The following is a 17184-nucleotide window of genomic DNA, read 5'->3' on the forward strand; positions in this document are numbered from 1 at the left end:
CGGGCGCGCCCTGCGGGGCGGTGCCCCGCCCACCCGCCGCGTGGGGCCGCGCCCGGCGGGGCGGACCCCACCCGCCGTGTGGGCAATCGTCCCGCTGGGGCGGGACGGGTGGGCACACGGGACGGCGCCTATCAGCGGCGCCTCCGCGTTCCGCGCCTGGACCCGCACCACTGGTGCGCTGTGCACGGGGTGCGGGTTCAGGCACGTGAGCCTCTGGCGCCGGCAGGGCGCGGGTCCGTTGTGCCCACCCGTTCCGCCCCAGCGGAACGACTGCCCACAACGGGTGGGCGGGGGCACCGCCCTGGCGGGCGCAGCCCACAACGGGGGGCGCGGGGGTGGGCACCGCCCCGGCGGGCGCGCCCACAACGGCGGGGCGCCGTACCGGCGGAGGCGCCGCCCGGCAGGCGCGCGCCCACCGCGGCGGGCACCGCCCAGCAGGACCACCGCCCGTAACAGCGGGGCACCGCCCAGCAGGATCACCGCCCGCCACGGCGAGGGCGCCGCCCGACGGCGTGGGCCCGCAGCGGGTGGGACGACCGATCAGCACGAGGCCCCGCCGAGGGGGCCGACCCGACCTTGGGATACTTCACGACATGCCCCGCGTGCTCCTCATAGAAGACGACCCCTCCGTCCGCGAGGGCGTCGAACTGGGCCTGCGCCGCCGCGGGCACGAGGTCCGTACCGCCCCCACCGGCGAAGCGGGCCTCGCCGCGCTCGGCGAGTTCCGGCCGGACCTGCTGCTCCTGGACCTGATGCTGCCCGGCATGAACGGCGTCCAGGTCTGCCGCCGCGTCCGCGAGAGCAGCCAGCTGCCGATCATCATGCTCACCGCCCGCGGGGACGACTTCGACGTGGTCGTGGGCCTGGAGGCCGGCGCCGACGACTACATCGTCAAGCCCGCCCGTACGGAGGTCATCGAGGCCCGGATACGGGCCGTGCTGCGGCGCATCGAGGAGCCCGGCACGGGCCGGTCGGCCGTGGAGTTCCACGGGGAGCTCGCGATCGACCGGGCGGGCCTGACCGTCGCGAAGGCGGGCGAGCGCGTCGCCCTCGCCCCCTCCGAGCTGAAGCTGCTGCTGCACCTGACGGCCGCCCCGGAGCAGGTCTTCAGCCGGCAGCAGCTCCTGGAGCACGTCTGGGAGCACAGCTACCACGGGGACGCCCGGCTGGTGGACGCCTGTGTCCGCCGTCTGCGGAACAAGATCGAGGACACGCCGGGCGAGCCCCGGTACATCCAGACCCTGCGGGGCTTCGGCTACCGCTTCGGCCCCCTGTGAAGGCCTGCGTGAGCCCGGAGCCGGGCACGGACACGGACCCGGCCATGGACCCGGCCGTGGGCCCGGGCGCGGACCCGGACACACGGCGGGCCCGCCGCAGAGCCGGCACCCCTCGCCTCCACCCCTTCGGCCTCCGTACCCGCCTCGTCCTCGCCTTCCTCCTCGTCGCCGCCGTGGGCTGCGGCACCACCGCCGCCCTCACCTACCGTGCCGCCCGCAACGCCATCCTGGAGCAGACCCAGAACACCGCGGTCTCCGCCTTCCGCGACCAGGTCGACCCGCTGGTCATCAGCCTTCCGGTCAACGCGGACTCGCTGCGGGACACGGTCCTGTCCATCGCCCGCCAGGGCAAGCCCCGCCCCTGGCGGGTCTACGCCGAGTACGGCACGGTCCGCGTCTCCTCCACCGACCGCCCCACCTCCTCCGTCGTCACGCCCGAGCTGCGGGCCCGCGCCCAGGCCCGGTCGGCCACCCCGCACGGCAGCTTCCAGCGGGTGGTGAAGAACGGCACGCCGTACCTGACGATGGCCGTCCCCGCCGTGTTCCGCACGCACGTGAGCCAGGGGACGGCCCAGCCGACCGGTCTGGTCTTCTACGCGGTCATGGAGCTCGACGAGGAGGAGGCGAACATCGAGGCCATGGTGACCGCGGCCCGTGACGGCGCCCTGCCGGCGCTGGCCGTGGCGCTGATCCCCGCGCTCATCGCCTCGCGCGGCGTGCTGCGCCCCGTGCGGGAGCTGCGGCGCGCGGCCCACAGCATGGGCCGGGGCCGCCTCGACACCCGCATCCACGCCAAGGGCAGCGACGAACTGGCCGATCTGGCCCGCACGTTCAACGAGTCCGCCGCCGAGCTGGAGCGTTCCGTGACGGAACTGCGCAACGCCGAGGCCCGCGCCCGCCGCTTCGCCTCCGACGTCTCGCACGAACTGCGCACCCCGCTCGCCGGCATGCTCGCGGTCACCGAGGTCCTCGACGAGGACGCCGCCGGGCTGGACAGCGACACCGCCCGCGCCGTCCGGCTGATCAGCGCCGAGACCGGGAAGCTCGCCGTGCTCGTCGAGGACCTGATGGAGATCTCCCGGTTCGACGCGCGGGCGGCCGAGCTGCACACCGACGAGGTCGACGCCGCCGACTGCGTCCGCAAGACCCTCCAGCACCGCCACTGGACCGATCCGGAGCAGGTCGTCCCGTACCTTGGGGAGGGGATCAGGGCGCGGCTCGACCCGCGCCGTTTCGACGTCGTCGTCGCCAACCTCGTGGGCAACGCGCTGCGGCACGGGGCCGCGCCGGTGACGGTCAGGCTGTACGCGGAGGGGGACGAGCTGGTGACGGAGGTCGCCGACCGGGGGCCGGGCATCCACCCGGACGTCCTGCCGCACGTCTTCGACCGCTTCTACAAGGCGGACCAGGCCAGGACCCGCTCGGCGGGCAGCGGCCTGGGCCTGGCGATCACCCTGGAGAACGTCCGGCTGCACGGCGGCACCGTCCACGCCGCCAACCACCCGACGGGCGGGGCGGTCTTCACCGTACGGATGCCCCTGTGAACCGCCGGACGGCCCTGAACCGCCGGACGGCACCGGGCCGCCGGACGGCCCCGCGGCACCGGAGGGCCATGTCCCACCGGGCGGCCGCCCTCGTCCTGCTCGGCACGTTCGCGCTCGCCGCCTGCGGCATCCAGGAGAGCGACGTCGTCGAGGCGGGCGGTGCCGCGACCGTCGCCGTCGCCCCGGCGCCCGAGTTCCGCATGGTGCTCTACTTCCTCGGGCCGGACGGCCGCCTGGTCCCGGTGGTCCGCGAGCTCGGGCCGCCGTACCCCGAGACGACGTTCGCCTGGGGCGCCTCCGAGTCGACCGAGGACCGCAAGGCCCAGGGGCCGGGATCCGGGGCGGCGCAAAACACCGGCGGCACCCGGGGCGCCACCGACAAGGTGATCGCCGCGCTCCTCGCGGGCCCGGCCGGTGCCGAGACCGCCGCGGGTCTGACCACGGACCTCCCGGTGTCCCGGAAGGCGCCGCACGCCGAGGAGGTCGGGAAGCTGTCCCCGGAGGGCCGCCGGGTGATCCGGCTCCGGTCGCCGTTCCCCGTCAAGGACCTGTCGGAGACGGCCGTCCAGCAACTGGTGTGCACGACGGCGTACGCCGAGGACGGCGGGGGCATGGTCGACGTGAGCCTGATGGGCGTCGACGGCACGCTCCCCACGGCCCGCTGCGAAACGACCTGAACCGAGGGCCCCGCCGAACCGGGGACCCCGCCGGACCCAGGGCCTGTCGGACCGGGCCCCGCCGAACCGGGGCACCCGTCGAACCGAGACCCCGTCGGACCGAGGCCCCGTCAGCGCCCGCGCAGGTCCGCGAGCACCGCGTCCGTGAACGGCGGCCACGCCTCGACCGCCCACGGCCCGAAGGGCCGGTCGGTGAGGGCCACGCACGCGGCCCTCGCGTCCGGGTCGATCCACAGGAAGGTGCCGGCCTGTCCGAAGTGCCCGAAGGTGCGCGGCGAGGAGCTCGCGCCCGTCCAGTGCGGGGACTTGCCGTCGCGGATCTCGAAGCCGAGCCCCCAGTCGTTCGGCTTCTGGTGCCCGTAGCCGGGCAGGATGCCGGTCAGACCGGGGTACGTGACGGTCATCGCGTCCAGGACGGTCCGGGCGTCGAGCAGTCGCGGCGCCTGCACCTCGGCGGCGAACCGCACCAGGTCGTCCACGGTGGACACGCCGTCCTTCGCGGGCGAGCCCTCCAGGGTGGTGGAGGTCATGCCGAGGGGCTCCAGGACCGCCTGGTGCAGATACTCGGAGAAGGGGATGTCGGTGGCCTTGGCGACGTGGTCGCCGAGCGCCTCGAAGCCGGCGTTGGAGTAGATCCGGCGGGTGCCCGGCGCCGCCATGACCCGGTTCTCGTCGAAGGCGAGCCCCGAGGTGTGGGCGAGGAGGTGGCGGACGGTCGAGCCCTCGGGCCCGGCCGGCTCGTCGAGGTCGACCGCCCCCTCCTCGTACGCGACGAGGACGGCGTACGCCGCCAGCGGCTTGGTGACGGAGGCGAGCGGGAAGCGCTGCCCGGTGGGGCCGTGGGACCCGGCCAGGGTGCCGTCCGCGCGGACGACGGCGGCGGCCGCGGTGGGGACGGGCCAGTTCTCGATCGACGCCAGGCTCGGCAGGCTGCTGTGCATGGGGCCGAGCCTACTTGCTTCGAGTGCACTCGAACGTTCTAGCGTGGGGCCCATGAGCGTGATCGAGAGCATCGCGAGCACGACCGGGCTTACGGGGAAGGACCGTTACACCATCAGCGAGGTGGCGGCCCTGACCGGGCTCACCGCGCACACCCTGCGCTGGTACGAGCGGATAGGACTGCTGCCGCAGGTCGACCGTTCGCACACGGGACAGCGCCGCTTCACGGAGCACGACCTCGGCTGGCTGACCTTCGTCGGCAAGCTGCGGCTGACCGGGATGCCGGTCGCCGACATGGTCAGGTACGCCGAGCTGGTGCGCCAGGGCGACCACACCAGGGACGCCCGGCGGGAGCTCCTGGAGGCCACCCGGCGCGACGTCCTCGCCCGGATCACCGAGCTCCAGGACACGCTCGCCGTGCTCGACATCAAGATCAGCCACTACGGGACCGCAAGCGGAGGAACACCTTCATGACCAGCGTGACCAAGATCGACACCGTACGTCTGGGCGGTCAGGACGGACCGGAGGTCGGCGTCCAGGGCTTCGGCGCCATGGGCATCAGCGAGTTCTACGGCGACACCGACGAGGCCGCCGCCCGCGACACCCTCGACGCGGCCCTGGAGGCCGGCGTCACCCTGATCGACACCGCCGACATCTACGGCAGCGGCGCCAACGAGGAGTTCCTCGCGCCCTTCCTCGCCGCCCACCGCGACGAGGTCACCCTCGCCACCAAGTTCGCCATAGAGCGCCGCGCCGACGATCCGACCTACCGGGGCGTCCGCAACGACGCCGCCTACATCAAGAAGGCCGCCGAGGACAGCCTGCGCCGCCTCGGCGTCGAGACCATCGACCTCTACTACATGCACCGCCGCGACCCGGAGATCCCCTTCGCCGAGTCCGTCGGCGCCATGGCCGAGCTCGTCCAGGAGGGCAAGGTCCGCCACCTGGGCCTGAGCGAGGTCACCGGCGCCGAGCTGCGCGAGGCCCACGCGGTGCACCCGATCGCCGCCCTCCAATCGGAGTGGTCGCTCTTCTCCCGGGACGTGGAGCGCAGCGCCGTCGGCGCCGCCGCCGAACTCGGCGTCACCTTCGTGCCGTACTCGCCGCTCGGCCGCGGCTTCCTGGCCGGCTCCTTCGCGGACGCCGCCAAGGAGCTGTCGGACAGCGACTTCCGCAAGCACCAGCCCCGGTTCTCCGGCGAGAACGCCGAGCGGAACGCGACCCTCCTCGACCCGGTCCGGAAGATCGCCGCCGCCCACGGCGCGACGCCGGCCCAGATCGCCCTCGCCTGGGTCCAGCAGCGCGCCGCCGTGCACGGCCTCACCGTCGTCCCCATCCCCGGCACCCGCAAGCGCTCCCGCCTCCTGGAGAACGCCGCCGCCACCCGCATCGTCCTCACCGACGCCGAACTCGCCGCACTGGAGCCGATCGCCGGCCTGGTGGCGGGCGACCGCTACCCGGACATGCGCTTCACGTCGGTGAGCCGCGAGGCCTGAGCGGCACATCTAGGCCAGCCCCAGGGCGAAGACCGCGAAGCCCGCCGCGAGGAGACCCGCCAGGGTGCGGCGGGCCGGCCCGGTCTTCGCCCACGGGGCCTCGAAGACGCGCGCGTACCGTCCGATCAGGACGAGGAGCCCGGCGAAGACGGGCATCCAGGCGAGCCGCGCCAGGATCCAGCCCGCCGAGTCGGGCGCGCCGACCAGGCCCGGGACCTCACCGGCGTACGACGCGGGGATCGCGGCGGCGAGCATCGCCGTCTGGTGCCAGCACAGGACCGTCATGGCCGAGAGGTTGACGACCACGACCGGCGCCCACAGCGCGGGCCGCCGCAGGAGCGCGCCGATCCGGTCCCGGAGCAGGATCGCCGCACCGCTCTGCGCGGCGGCGAGGGCGAGGACGAGCAGCGACGGCGGGTGCGAGTTGGTGCGGGCCTCGCCGGGGACGCCGACCATCGACGCCGGGTAGCCGAAGACCAGCAGCAGGGCGGCGAAGAGCGCGGCGCCGCCGAGCAGCAGCCCCCACGCGTGGCGCCGGGTCACGCGGCCCTCGCCCCAGGAGACACCGAGCTGGTACGCGAACAGCCAGCCGGGCAGGATGTTGAGGACGCTCAGCCAGGACGGCACGGCGTCGGCGTACGGTCCGTACCGCAGGAAGTCGACGACGGCGACCGAGCCGAGCAGCGGCGCCGCGGCCCAGACCCCCAGGCGGCGGGCCGCCCGCACGCACAGCGGGGTCAGCGCCGTGACCACCGTGTACACCCCGACGAACCACAGCGGCTGGATCACCAGCGTGGACGCCGTCCGCAGCGTGTCCACGGGCACCCCGAGACCGAAGTGCAGCACCGGGAGCAGCGCCGCCCACACGGCGGTGACCCCGAGCACCGGCCGCCCGAGCCGGGCGAGCCGCCCACCGAGCCACGCGCGCGTGGAGCCCTTCCGCCGCCGGTACGACAGCACCGACGCGTACCCGCCGACCAGGAAGAAGATCCCCAGCATCTGCAGGACCCAGCTGACGGGCGCGAGACCGGAGAAGGTGCCGAGCGGGCTCGCGTTGTGGATCGCGCCGTCGGCGGAGAGCGTGAAACCGCCGAGCAGCCAGTGCCCGGTCGGCACGGCGAGCAGCGCGAGGGCACGCAGTCCGTCGACGGCCCGGTCGCGACGGGCGGGCGTGGAGGCCTCGATCTTCTCGGCCAGCCGGTTCATCGGACGTCCCCCTCGGCGATCGCGGCGAACGCGCGGAGGGAGGCGGTGCCGGGCGCGAAGTAGCCGCCGTGCCCGACGGCGTCGCCGGCCGGGACCGGACGCGCCCCGAAGGCCGGATCGGTGGGATCGGCGCCGTGCCCGAGCCCCCCGAACTCGACGTTCGGGACCCGGTCGATCCAGTCGGTGGGATCCTTCGCCGCCCAGACGCGGGCGGAGGTGCCGAGCTCGGAGACGTTCTCGGCGCGCATCCCGGGGGAGCCGAAGACCACCAGGTCCTTGGCCTTCAGCTCGTGCGCGGCGAGACCGCAGACCACGGAGCCGTAGCTGTGGCAGAACACGGACGGCTCGGCCGCGCCGACCGCCGCCAGGCCGTCGGCGAACCGGGTCAGCCGCTCGGCCCCGGCCTCGGCGAGCCGGCCGGTGGCCGCGTCCAGGCCGACCCCGACGGGCGTCGTGTACCCGGCCCAGGCGACCACCGCCGTACGGCCGCCGGTCGCGCGGCGCAGGGACGCCGCCATGTCCGCGAGCGGCCGCACGTGGCCGGCGTCGACGTCGGAGCCGGGCACGATCACGGCCACGTGCTCGGCCCGCGCCAGGTCCCCGTAGACCAGGGCCACCTGCCCCCGGCCGCGCGGATCGTGGGCGAGGACCCGCGCCCCGCCGAACTCCCCCCGCGCGGAGCGGGCGTTGGCCTCGTACCGCAGCTCCAGGGGCGCCCCGTCGAGGTTCCCGACGACCATCGGGTACGACCGGGCCAGCTCTTCCTGTCGTACGGGACTCAGCCCGGCGAAGAACCGCGCGACCTCGGCCGGCCCCATCCGCTCCGGGTCGGGCAGCCCCGCGGCCCGCCACGCCCCGGTCCCGACCGGGGTCCCGGTCACGGCCTCCTGGCTGTTCCCGGACGCCCAGCCGGCCGTCCCGGCGATCACGCCGGTCACCACCGCGGCGGTGATCAGGGTCCTCGTGAAGCGGCGCATCGGCCCGCCCTCCCTCGCTCTCGTCGTTGGCGAGAGGAAGGTAGGAAGACGGTGCGTGACGACACGTCACACCGGAGGGCCAAGTCCCCGGTGATACCGGGGTAGGGGGCGGACGAGCAGCCAACACCAGCCCGGGGGTGGGGATTTCCCCCGGGTGCTAGGGGGTGTCTTGTCGATCAGGCCGGGCTCGCGGCGTCTGGCACCGCGCCTCGCCGCGTTGTCGTCGGTCGACAACGCTCCTTCCCCAAGTTCTCGGCTTCGCTCGAACAGGGGAGACCCCACTGCCTCCCTCCTCCGCCTTGCGATGCACGGCACCAGACGCCGCTCCCTGATCCGGCCTGATCGACAAGACACCCCCTAGCGCGAATCCCCGGGCGTGACCAGGCCCGACTCGTACGCGAAGACCACCGCCTGCGCCCGGTCGCGCAGGTCCAGCTTGGCGAGGACCCGGCCGATGTGGGTCTTCACCGTCTGCTCGGCGAGGACCAGGCTGCCCGCGATCTCCTGGTTGGACAGGCCCCGGGCGATCAGCTCCAGGACCTCCGTCTCGCGCGGCGTGAGCCCGTTCAGGCGCAGCGCCGTGGTGTCCCGGCGGGGAGCCGGGCGCGAGGCCGCGAAGTCGGCGATGAGGCGGCGGGTCACGGACGGGGCGAGCAGCGCCTCGCCCGCCGCCACCACCCGTACCGCCGCGATGAGATCGGCCGGCGGCGCGTCCTTGAGGAGGAAGCCGGACGCGCCCGCGCGCAGCGCCTCGTACACGTAGTCGTCGACGTCGAAGGTGGTCAGCATCAGCACCTTCGGCCGGTGCGTGACCCCGACCGGCGGATGCAGGATCTCCCGGGCCGCCGCGAGCCCGTCCAGCTCCGGCATCCGCACGTCCATCAGGACGACGTCCGGATGCGTCGAGCGCGCCACCTCCACGCCCTGCCGCCCGTCCGGCGCCTCGCCGACCACGTCGATGTCGGGCTGCGCGGCGAGCAGAGCGGCGAAACCGGCCCGCACCATGGCCTGGTCGTCGACGATGATCACGCGGATGGTCACTCGGTGTCCTTCGTACGCAGGGGAAGCCTGGCCGCGACGCGGAAGCCGCCGTCCGGCAGCGGCCCGGTGTCCAGCGAGCCGCCGGTCAACCGTACGCGTTCCCGCATGCCGACGAGCCCGTGCCCGGTGCCGGGGGCGCCCCGCTCGACGGAGGAACCCTCCTCCAGGGACGGCCCGTTGACGACGAGAACGGTCAGCCATCCGTCCTCGGCCCGCACGGAGACCCGGGTCGAGGCTCCGGGCGCGTGCCGTACGACATTGGCCAGGGCCTCCTGCACGATCCGGTACGCGGACAGGTCCACCGCCTGCGGCACCTCGCCGAGGTCGGCGGCGAGCCGCAGCTCGGCCGGGACCCCCGCCCGTACGGTCGCCTCGACGAGCTGCTGGACCCGGTCGAGGCCCGGCTGCGGGGCCCGTTCGCCCTCGCCGCCGTCACTGCGCAGGACGGAGAGGAGCCGGCGCATCTCGGTGAGCGACTCGCGGGCGCTGGCGGCGATCGACGAGAACTCCTCGCGGGCCGCCTCGGGGAGTTCGGGAATGCGGTACGGGGCGGAATCCGCTTGCACGGTGATCACGGACATGTGGTGGGCGACGACGTCGTGCAGCTCGCGCGCGATCCTGGCCCGCTCCTCCAGGAGCGTGCGGCGGGCCCGCTCGGCCTCGCTGATGGTCTCCTGCTCGGCGAGGCGCCGCTGGGCGTCGCCGCGGGCGCGGACGGCCGAGGCGAGGAGCAGCAGGACGCCGCTGAGCACGAGCAGCAGGGTGTGGACGCTGGTGTACCCGGCGGGCCGGAAGGCCTCCAGGACGTAACCGGCCGCGCCGGTCGCCAGCCACACCCCGAACAGCGCCCGGCGGGACTCGCGCAGCCCGAGCGCGAGCATCAGGGCGCAGTAGCCGACGACCAGCGGCGGGGTCCACGGCCAGTACTCCGCGCGCGTGCCGTCCGCACCGAGCAGCACGAGCGCGCCGAGCACATCGGCGGCGAAGACGATCCACCAGGCCTCCAGGGGCCGGGCGACGGCGAGCAGCAGCGGCAGCGTCTGGGCGGTGCCGACCGCCCCGGCGAGGGCGCCGTTGACGCCGTAGTCGTTGATGAGGAGGACGACGGTGGAGGGGAGGAGCGCGGCGACGAACGAGAAGGCGACGACGTACGGCAGCAGCCGCACCCAACGACCGGGCGCGCCCGCGAGGAGCGGGGCGCCCGGCGTGGTGGGGGTGGTGAGCGCGGCCCCGAGCCCCTGGAACACCTCCCGCGTCCGGGTGACCACCCACCGGCGGGCGACGGGCGGGGGAGCGGTGGGCGGCCGGTGCCGCGATTCGATGTCCATGACGCCCCCAGCGTAGGCAGCCCCCTCCGACAAGGCGTCATACCAAGGACCGGCCTCCCCCCTGCTACCGGGGTATGACCCACCCGCCACTCCACCAGGACGACACCCCCACGCCCCCGCTGCGAGCAACCGTCCCGCCGGGACGGCGCCTCCCCCGTTGCGGGCGCACCCGCCCTCGCACCCCGTCGCGGGCGCGCCCGCGGGGCGGCGCCCCCGCCGTTGTGGGCAGTCGTTCCGCTGGGGCGGAACGGGTGGGCACAACGGAACGGCGCCCTGCCGGCGCCCGAGGCTCATGTACCTGGACCCGCACCCCGTGCACAGCGCTCCGGTGGTGCGGGTCAGGGCGCGGGACGCGGAGGCGCCGCTGAAGGCGCCGTCCCGTGTGCCCACCCGTCCCGCCCTGCGGGACGATTGCCCACACGGGCGGGGGGCACCGCCCACCCCGGGCACGGCCCGCACGGGCAGGGGGGCAACGCCCAGCAGGGCGCGGGCCCCGCGCGGGCCGGGGCGCCGCACCGCCGGGCGCGGGCGCGGCCCGCACGGGCAGGGGGGCAACGCCCAGCAGGGCGCGGCCCGCGACGTCCCGCTCAAAGCTCCGCCAGAAGCTCCGCCTTCTTCGCCGAGAACTCCGCATCCGTGACCAACCCGGCCCGATGCAACTCCCCCAAGTGACGAATCCTTTCAGCCACCGCCCCGGGATCCCGCGACTCCGCCCCCCGCCCCCCGGCCGGAACCGCGACGGGCACAGGGACGGGCACAGGGACACGGTCCTTGCCCCGGACCGCCGCGAGGACCGCCGCGGCGAAGGTCAGCGACTCGTACACCGGCCCGTACCGGCCGAAGACGACACACGCCGGGTCCTGATCGGGCTGGACGTCGAGGGACCGGGACCCGCCGTCCCGGGGCACGAGCCGCAGGTACCCGTCGACCCCGTCCGGTGAGCGCCATTCGACCCCGCAGAGGTCCCGTACCGAGAAGACCTGGTCGCCGGCCTTCCACTTCTCCGAGGACGCCCCCGTCCAGGACCAGCGGAAGGCGACCTCGGAGGTCCCGTCGAAGCTGGCCTTCCCGTCGTACGCCTTGAAGGACTGCGGCCCCGGCGGCGGCGCCACCAGGAACCGGTCGGCGGGCGCGACACCCCCCGCCCCGCCGTCGCCCGGCGCGAACCCCTCGTGGCCCTCGTACCCGTCGTACCCGGCGGCCCCCGCGGCCCCCGGGCGCGACGCGAGGAGCGCCCGCAGCTCGTCCCGGTAGTACTCGGCGAGCGTCTCGCGTTCCGCCGGGAGCACCAGGCGGTACGGATCGCTGCCCTCCTTGAGCTGCCCCGCGGCCGCCTCCATCAGCGGATCGGCGCCCGGCCTCGGCACGGCGTGCAGCACGACGGTGCCCCGCTTGCCGGGCGTGAGCGTCACGGACGCCAGCGCCTCGTGCGGTACGCGTCTCTCGCGCAGCGCCCCGAAGAGCTTCGGCGTACGGATCCCCCGGTCGAAGCGGATGACGAGGGCGTCGCTCTCGAGCTCCCAGGTGGCATGAATTCCGGCCAGCACATCACCCATGCGCCTCATCGTAAGCGGCGTGTGCCCTTGCGTCGCCCCTGTGAAAGGTCCTGAAATTGCGTGATCTACGCGCGTCAGAGCCCTTCCGCACCGGATATTCCGTCGTGGCAGGCGCCGTCGGCAGGTGCGCAGACCAGGCTCGGGTACGCCCCGACGCCTATCGCGGCGAAGTTGCCGAGGCTCTGCGTCCCCGGTTCGAAGTAGCCGCTGTGACCGAGCGCGCCGCGCGCGGAGAGCAGCCTCGCGCCGAACTCCGGCGCGACGGGATCGGCTCCGTGTCCGACCCCGCCCACCTCCAGGTGCGGCACGTCCGCTATCCAGTCGTCGGCGTCCCGCATGGCCCACACGCGCGCGTGGCTGTCGAGGTCGGCGGCCCGCTCGACCCGCATCCCGGGGCTTCCGGCCACGGCCAGGTCGGTCACCCGGGCGGGCAGGCGGGGCGCGGCGGCCCCGCAGAGCACGGAGCCGTAGCTGTGGCAGAAGAGCGCCACGCGCGCGTCCGGGGGCAGGGACTCGGTGAGGCCCACCAGGCGTACGGCCCCCTCCTCGGCCAGCCGGCCGGTGACCGCGTCGACGCCGAGCCCGACGGGCGCGGTGTAGTCGGCCCAGGCGATGACCGCCACGCGCGCGCGTGGCGAGGTCCGCCGCTCGGCCGCGTAGAGGGCCTCGGCCATGCCGGCGGGGGCGCCGTACCGGCCGTGGGTCTTCTGGAAGGTGAGCAGGTTGGTGTCGACGCCGGGCACGATCACCGAGACGCGCTGGGCCCGCTCCAGGTCCCCGAGGACCTCGGCGGCCCGTCCCGTACCGGTCGGGTCGAAGGCGAGGACCTGGCGGCCGGGGCGCATCAGCGAGGCGAAGCGGTCGATGCGGCGCCGGGCCTCGTGCCGGCCCTCGGGGGAGAGCCTGGCGTCGTCGACCCTGCTCCGCTCGGCGGCGTACGCGCGCGCGAGGGTGATCCGGTTGGCGCGGTAGCGCAGGGTGACCGGGGCGCCGTTGAGGTTGCCGACGACGAGCGGGTGGCGGGCGGCGAGCCGGGCGCCGCGCGCCGGGCCGAGCCCCGCGAAGAACGCGGCGACGGTACGGGCCGGGGCGGCCGGGTCGGGCAGCGGCCGGTGGTCGATCCGGTCCCGCGCCCAGGCGGCGAGCGCGGCCTCGCGGGACGGCCACGGAACGGGCTGGTGCCGGATCGTGGTCCACCCTGTGGTCGCGAGGAGCACGAACACGACGGCGAGCGCCAGGAGCGCGCGCGTGGCGACGAGAGTGGGCGAGGCATCGGAGGTCACGGGCGGCCACCCTACGGGGCGCGGCGCACGCCTCCGCACACGGCGGCTCTCGTACGGGGAGGCCGAGGGCCTACGGGGCTGCTTCCGGCCCCTTCCCGGGCCGGTCCCGCCAGGGGGAGACGAGCGCCGGGCCGAGGTGGTCGAGGTACTCCTCGGTGAGCGCGCGGATGGCCTCCAGGCTCCCGTCCGTGCCCCGGCCCCACATCTGCCCGGTGACCCGCATCACCCCGCTGAACGCGGCCACCGCGATCCGGGGGCGCGGGTCTTCGTCGACGTCGAGGCCCTCGCGCGCGGCGATGATCCGGGAGATGGTCTCCTCCATCTCGGTGGAGCGGCGCAGGTGGACGGCGAGCAGCGCGGGCGTCGATTCGATCATGCGGTACGCGCGCAGGTGCAGCTCGACGGGGACGACCTCGGCGATCGCCTCGCCGATGGTGTCCCAGGCGGACAGGACGGCGTTGCGCATCGCGTCGAAGGGGGCCTCGGCCGGCGGCCGCTGTCCGAGGGCGTGCACGAACCGCTCCTCCACCATGTGCTGGACGGCGAAGGCGACCTCCTCCTTGGAGGAGAAGTAGCGGAAGAAGGTGCGCTGGGAGACCTCCACGGCGTCGACGATCTCGTCGACGGTGGTCCGCTCGTACCCCTGGTCGGTGAAGAGCTCCAGGGCGACCCGGATCAGCGCGTCGCGCGTGCGTTGCTTCTTCCGCTCGCGCAGTCCGGGAACGGTCACGTCGTGGTCCTCTTTTTCGGCATTTCGTCCTGCTCAGCGTACCTGTGAGCTACGTGACAGTTACCGACGCGTGAATCGCTTTGTCAATTGTCAGTGACTGTCACTAGCCTCGTTCGCATGACTAGTCAGACCACCGTGGAAAAGGCCCCGCAGGGTCAGGGGGATGCCCGGGAACCCGTACCGGTCCCGGCGAGGGGACTGCGCGGCCACCCGTGGTTGACGCTGTTCAGCGTTGCCGTCGGCGTGATGATGGTCGCGCTCGACGGCACGATCGTCGCCATCGCCAACCCGGCCATCAAGGAGGACCTCGGCGCCACCCTCGCCCAGGTCCAGTGGATCACCAACGGATACCTGCTCGCGCTCGCCGTCGCCCTGATCACCGCCGGCAAGCTCGGTGACCGCTTCGGCCACCGCCAGACCTTCCTCATCGGCATCGCCGGCTTCGCCGCAGCCTCCGGCGCGATCGGCCTGTCGAACTCCATCGGGGCCGTGATCGCCTTCCGCGTCCTGCAGGGCCTCTTCGGCGCCCTGCTGATGCCGGCCGCGCTGGGCCTGCTGCGCGCCACCTTCCCCGCCGAGAAGCTGAACATGGCCATCGGCATCTGGGGCATGGTCATCGGCGCCTCCACGGCGGGCGGCCCGATCCTCGGCGGCTTCCTCGTGGAGCACGTCAACTGGCAGTCCGTCTTCTTCATCAACGTGCCGGTCGGCGTGCTCGCCCTCGTGCTCGGCCTGGTCATCCTCAAGGACCACCGCGCCGAGAACGCGCCGCGCTCCTTCGACCTCCTGGGCATCCTGCTGCTCTCCGGCGCCATGGCCGCCCTCATCTGGGGCATCATCAAGGCCGGTGAGTCCTGGGGCTGGGCGAGCGGCAACACCTGGGGCTGCCTGCTCGGCGCGGTGGCCCTGTTCGCGGTCTTCGCCTTCTGGGAGACGAAGGTCGGGGAGCCGCTCATCCCGCTGGGCATGTTCCGCTCCGTGCCGCTCTCGGCCGGCGTGGTGCTGATGGTCCTGATGGCCTTCGCCTTCATGGGCGGCCTCTTCTTCGTGACCTTCTACCTCCAGGGCGTGAAGGGGCTCGGCCCGGTCGACGCCGGCCTGCACCTGCTGCCGCTGACCGCGATGATGATCGTCTCCTCGCCGCTGGCCGGCGCGCTGATCACCAAGTTCGGGCCGCGCGTGCCGCTCGTCGGCGGCATGGTCTGCACGGCCGTCGCGATGTTCGGCATGATCACGCTCACCGCCGGCACCGGCACCCTCGCCATGTCCCTCTGGTTCGCCCTGCTCGGCCTGGGCCTCGCCCCGGTCATGGTCGGCGCGACCGAGGTCATCGTGGGCAACGCGCCGCTGGAGCTCTCCGGCGTGGCCGGCGGTCTGCAGCAGGCCGCCATGCAGGTCGGCGGCGCGCTCGGCACGGCGGTGCTCGGCGCGGTCATGTCCTCGAAGGTCTCCGACTCCTTCGCGGGGAACTGGAAGGAGGCCGGCATCCCGGTCCCGGCCGACCCGCGCCTGGAGCAGGCCGCCGAGTTCGGCATGACCCCGCCGGAGCTGGCCCAGGCGCCGGGGATGACCCCCGGCCTCCTCCAGCAGATCACCGGGGTCATCCACGACACCTTCCTCGACGGCATGGGGCTGGCCTTCACCGTCGCCGGTGGCGTCGCCGTCGTCGCGGCCCTCGTCGCCACGCTCACCAAGCGCGGCGAGAACGCGGAGGCGGGCGGCATGGGCGGTCACATCTGAGGCTCGCCCGTCAGGGTTCCCGTAGGGGGCCGTCACCCGTTCGCGTGAACGGGGGCGGCCCCTCTTCCGTCGCCGGGAGACCTCCGCCATCCTCGTGATTACACAGAGTGACGAAACGGGGGTTCATCAGCATGTATACGAAGACCGTCCTCACCGGTGCGGCCATCACGGCCCTCCTCCTGACCGCCCTCACAGCGGCACCGGCGGCCCCGGCGGCTCCAGCAGCACCGACGACTCCGGCGGCACCGCCGGTCGCGCCGACCGGGACCGTGCTCGGGGCCTGCGGTCCCGGCCGGCTCTGTCTCTGGCCGAAGCCCGACTTCAGGGGCAGGCCGTGGACGCACGAACTGGCCACGACCGACATCGACAGCTGCGTCGCCCTGCCGCCGGGCACCTCGGCCCAGTCCCTCGCGAACCGCACGGGCAGGCCGGTCACCACGTACCAGTCGGCGGAGTGCGGGGAGACGGGGGAGTTCGAGACGTACCCGGGGAGGGGGACCTGGGTGCCGCAGACGGCCTACGAGGTCAGAGCGTTCAAGCTCTGGGAGCGGTAGGCGAGGGGACATCGCGCGGCTCGTCCGTCCCCGGCGCCCCCGGCGCTCCCGGAACTTCAGGTGTCTCCTGCCGGGCCGAGAGCCGGGCCACCTCGGCGCGGAGCTCCCGGACCTCAAGGGTGAGCGCCTCCAGGAGTTCCGTCTGCCGGCGCTCCACCGCGTCGTCCCGGTCGAAGCGGGAGATGAACCAGGCGGCGATGTTGGCCGTGACGACACCGAGCAGGGCGATGCCCGAGAGCATCAGGCCCACCGCGAGGACCCGGCCGAGGCCCGTCGTCGGGGCGTGGTCGCCGTAGCCGACCGTGGTCATCGTGGTGAACGACCACCACACCGCGTCCCCGAGCGTCTTGATGTTGCCGTGCGGGGCGTCCCGTTCCACGTGCAGCACGGCCAGCGAGCCGAACATCATCAGTCCGACCACCGCGCCCGCCACATACGTGGTGAGCGTTATCTGCGGGGCCATCCGGGCCCGCCGGCCCACGAGGAGGAGCGTGGAGACGACCCGCAGCAGCCGCAGCGGCTGCACCATCGGCAGTATCACCGCCAGCAGGTCCAGCGGATGGCCGCGCACGAAGCGCCAGCGGTCCGGGGAGAGCCCGAGACGGACGAGATAGTCGAGCGCGAAGGCACCCCAGACGGTCCATTCGACGTGGGTGCACAGCCGGTGCACCCACGGCTGGGCGCCGGGGGCCACGATCGGCACCGCGTAGGCCAGGCCGAACGCGACCGCGAGCACCAGGAGCGGCGTCTGGGTGCGCTCTTCCCAGCGCAGCTTCTTGACGGGCATGACCGGCATCGTAAGGAATGCCGAAGGGCGGCGGGACCGCGTCCCACCG

Annotated in this window: 16 protein-coding genes; 7 read left to right on the forward strand and 9 right to left on the reverse strand. The window is 74.0% G+C overall.

Annotation, left to right across the window (positions count from 1 at the left end):
- Positions 1-593 precede the first annotated feature (593 nt).
- The 3 genes from ACIGW4_RS22625 to ACIGW4_RS22635 all read left to right on the forward strand — a co-directional run bounded on the left by ACIGW4_RS22625 (position 594) and on the right by ACIGW4_RS22635 (position 3498).
- Positions 594-1277, forward strand: a complete 684-nt coding sequence (locus ACIGW4_RS22625) for a response regulator transcription factor (RefSeq protein WP_123451969.1) — start codon at positions 594-596, stop codon at positions 1275-1277.
- Positions 1278-1321: 44 nt separating this feature from the next.
- Positions 1322-2821: a sensor histidine kinase gene (locus tag ACIGW4_RS22630; RefSeq protein WP_399582646.1), complete on the forward strand. Its 1500-nt coding sequence runs from the start codon at positions 1322-1324 to the stop codon at positions 2819-2821.
- Between the two features lie 68 nt (positions 2822-2889).
- Positions 2890-3498 (forward strand): hypothetical protein, encoded by a 609-nt coding sequence (locus tag ACIGW4_RS22635; protein WP_399582510.1) that lies wholly within the window; start codon positions 2890-2892, stop codon positions 3496-3498.
- A 110-nt stretch (positions 3499-3608) separates the two neighbouring features.
- On the opposite strand, the gene ACIGW4_RS22640 is transcribed toward ACIGW4_RS22635, so the two are convergent.
- Positions 3609-4439, reverse strand: a complete 831-nt coding sequence (locus ACIGW4_RS22640; protein WP_359592514.1) for a serine hydrolase domain-containing protein — start codon at positions 4437-4439, stop codon at positions 3609-3611.
- A gap of 52 nt (positions 4440-4491) precedes the next feature.
- Here ACIGW4_RS22640 and ACIGW4_RS22645 point away from each other — a divergent pair, with 52 nt between their 5' ends.
- Both ACIGW4_RS22645 and ACIGW4_RS22650 read left to right on the forward strand, forming a co-directional pair.
- Entirely contained in the window at positions 4492-4911 is a 420-nt protein-coding gene (locus ACIGW4_RS22645) for a MerR family transcriptional regulator (protein WP_123451965.1), read from the forward strand.
- The gene (locus tag ACIGW4_RS22650) at positions 4908-5933 is read left to right on the forward strand and encodes an aldo/keto reductase (protein WP_359592516.1); all 1026 of its coding nucleotides are present in this window, start codon (positions 4908-4910) and stop codon (positions 5931-5933) included. Before ACIGW4_RS22645 ends, ACIGW4_RS22650 begins: the two co-directional genes overlap by 4 nt.
- 9 nt (positions 5934-5942) lie before the next feature.
- Here the strand turns inward: ACIGW4_RS22650 and ACIGW4_RS22655 are convergent, their stop codons facing one another.
- The 7 genes from ACIGW4_RS22655 to ACIGW4_RS22685 all read right to left on the reverse strand — a co-directional run bounded on the left by ACIGW4_RS22655 (position 5943) and on the right by ACIGW4_RS22685 (position 14054).
- On the reverse strand, positions 5943-7139 hold the full coding sequence (locus ACIGW4_RS22655; RefSeq protein WP_359592517.1) for an acyltransferase: 1197 nt from the start codon (positions 7137-7139) through the stop codon (positions 5943-5945).
- Positions 7136-8116 carry an alpha/beta hydrolase gene (locus ACIGW4_RS22660; protein WP_399582513.1) on the reverse strand — a complete coding sequence of 327 codons (981 nt, stop codon included), beginning with the start codon at positions 8114-8116 and terminating at the stop codon, positions 7136-7138. Before ACIGW4_RS22660 ends, ACIGW4_RS22655 begins: the two co-directional genes overlap by 4 nt.
- Before the next feature lie 357 nt (positions 8117-8473).
- On the reverse strand, positions 8474-9157 hold the full coding sequence (locus ACIGW4_RS22665) for a response regulator (RefSeq protein ID WP_399582515.1): 684 nt from the start codon (positions 9155-9157) through the stop codon (positions 8474-8476).
- Positions 9154-10485, reverse strand: a complete 1332-nt coding sequence (locus ACIGW4_RS22670) for a sensor histidine kinase (protein ID WP_123451955.1) — start codon at positions 10483-10485, stop codon at positions 9154-9156. The genes ACIGW4_RS22665 and ACIGW4_RS22670 overlap by 4 nt, the downstream gene beginning before the upstream one ends.
- Positions 10486-11072: 587 nt before the next feature.
- Positions 11073-12041, reverse strand: coding sequence for a DUF4429 domain-containing protein (locus tag ACIGW4_RS22675; protein ID WP_399582517.1), 969 nt, complete (start codon positions 12039-12041; stop codon positions 11073-11075).
- 74 nt (positions 12042-12115) lie between these two features.
- Positions 12116-13324: an alpha/beta hydrolase gene (locus ACIGW4_RS22680; protein ID WP_399582519.1), complete on the reverse strand. Its 1209-nt coding sequence runs from the start codon at positions 13322-13324 to the stop codon at positions 12116-12118.
- A gap of 70 nt (positions 13325-13394) precedes the next feature.
- Positions 13395-14054: a TetR family transcriptional regulator gene (locus tag ACIGW4_RS22685; protein ID WP_399582521.1), complete on the reverse strand. Its 660-nt coding sequence runs from the start codon at positions 14052-14054 to the stop codon at positions 13395-13397.
- Between the two features lie 117 nt (positions 14055-14171).
- On the opposite strand from ACIGW4_RS22685, the gene ACIGW4_RS22690 reads away from it, so the two are divergent.
- Positions 14172-15794 (forward strand): MFS transporter, encoded by a 1623-nt coding sequence (locus ACIGW4_RS22690; RefSeq protein ID WP_398710764.1) that lies wholly within the window; start codon positions 14172-14174, stop codon positions 15792-15794.
- A 131-nt stretch (positions 15795-15925) separates the two neighbouring features.
- On the forward strand, positions 15926-16348 hold the full coding sequence (locus ACIGW4_RS22695) for a peptidase inhibitor family I36 protein (protein ID WP_399582523.1): 423 nt from the start codon (positions 15926-15928) through the stop codon (positions 16346-16348).
- Here ACIGW4_RS22695 and ACIGW4_RS22700 read toward each other — a convergent pair.
- On the reverse strand, positions 16329-17144 hold the full coding sequence (locus tag ACIGW4_RS22700) for a potassium channel family protein (protein ID WP_398710766.1): 816 nt from the start codon (positions 17142-17144) through the stop codon (positions 16329-16331). The two genes, ACIGW4_RS22695 and ACIGW4_RS22700, sit on opposite strands and share 20 nt — an antisense overlap.
- Positions 17145-17184: the final 40 nt, after the last annotated feature.

The sequence above is a fragment of the Streptomyces sp. NPDC053513 genome, from assembly GCF_044544765.1.
Lineage (GTDB): Bacteria > Actinomycetota > Actinomycetes > Streptomycetales > Streptomycetaceae > Streptomyces > Streptomyces litmocidini.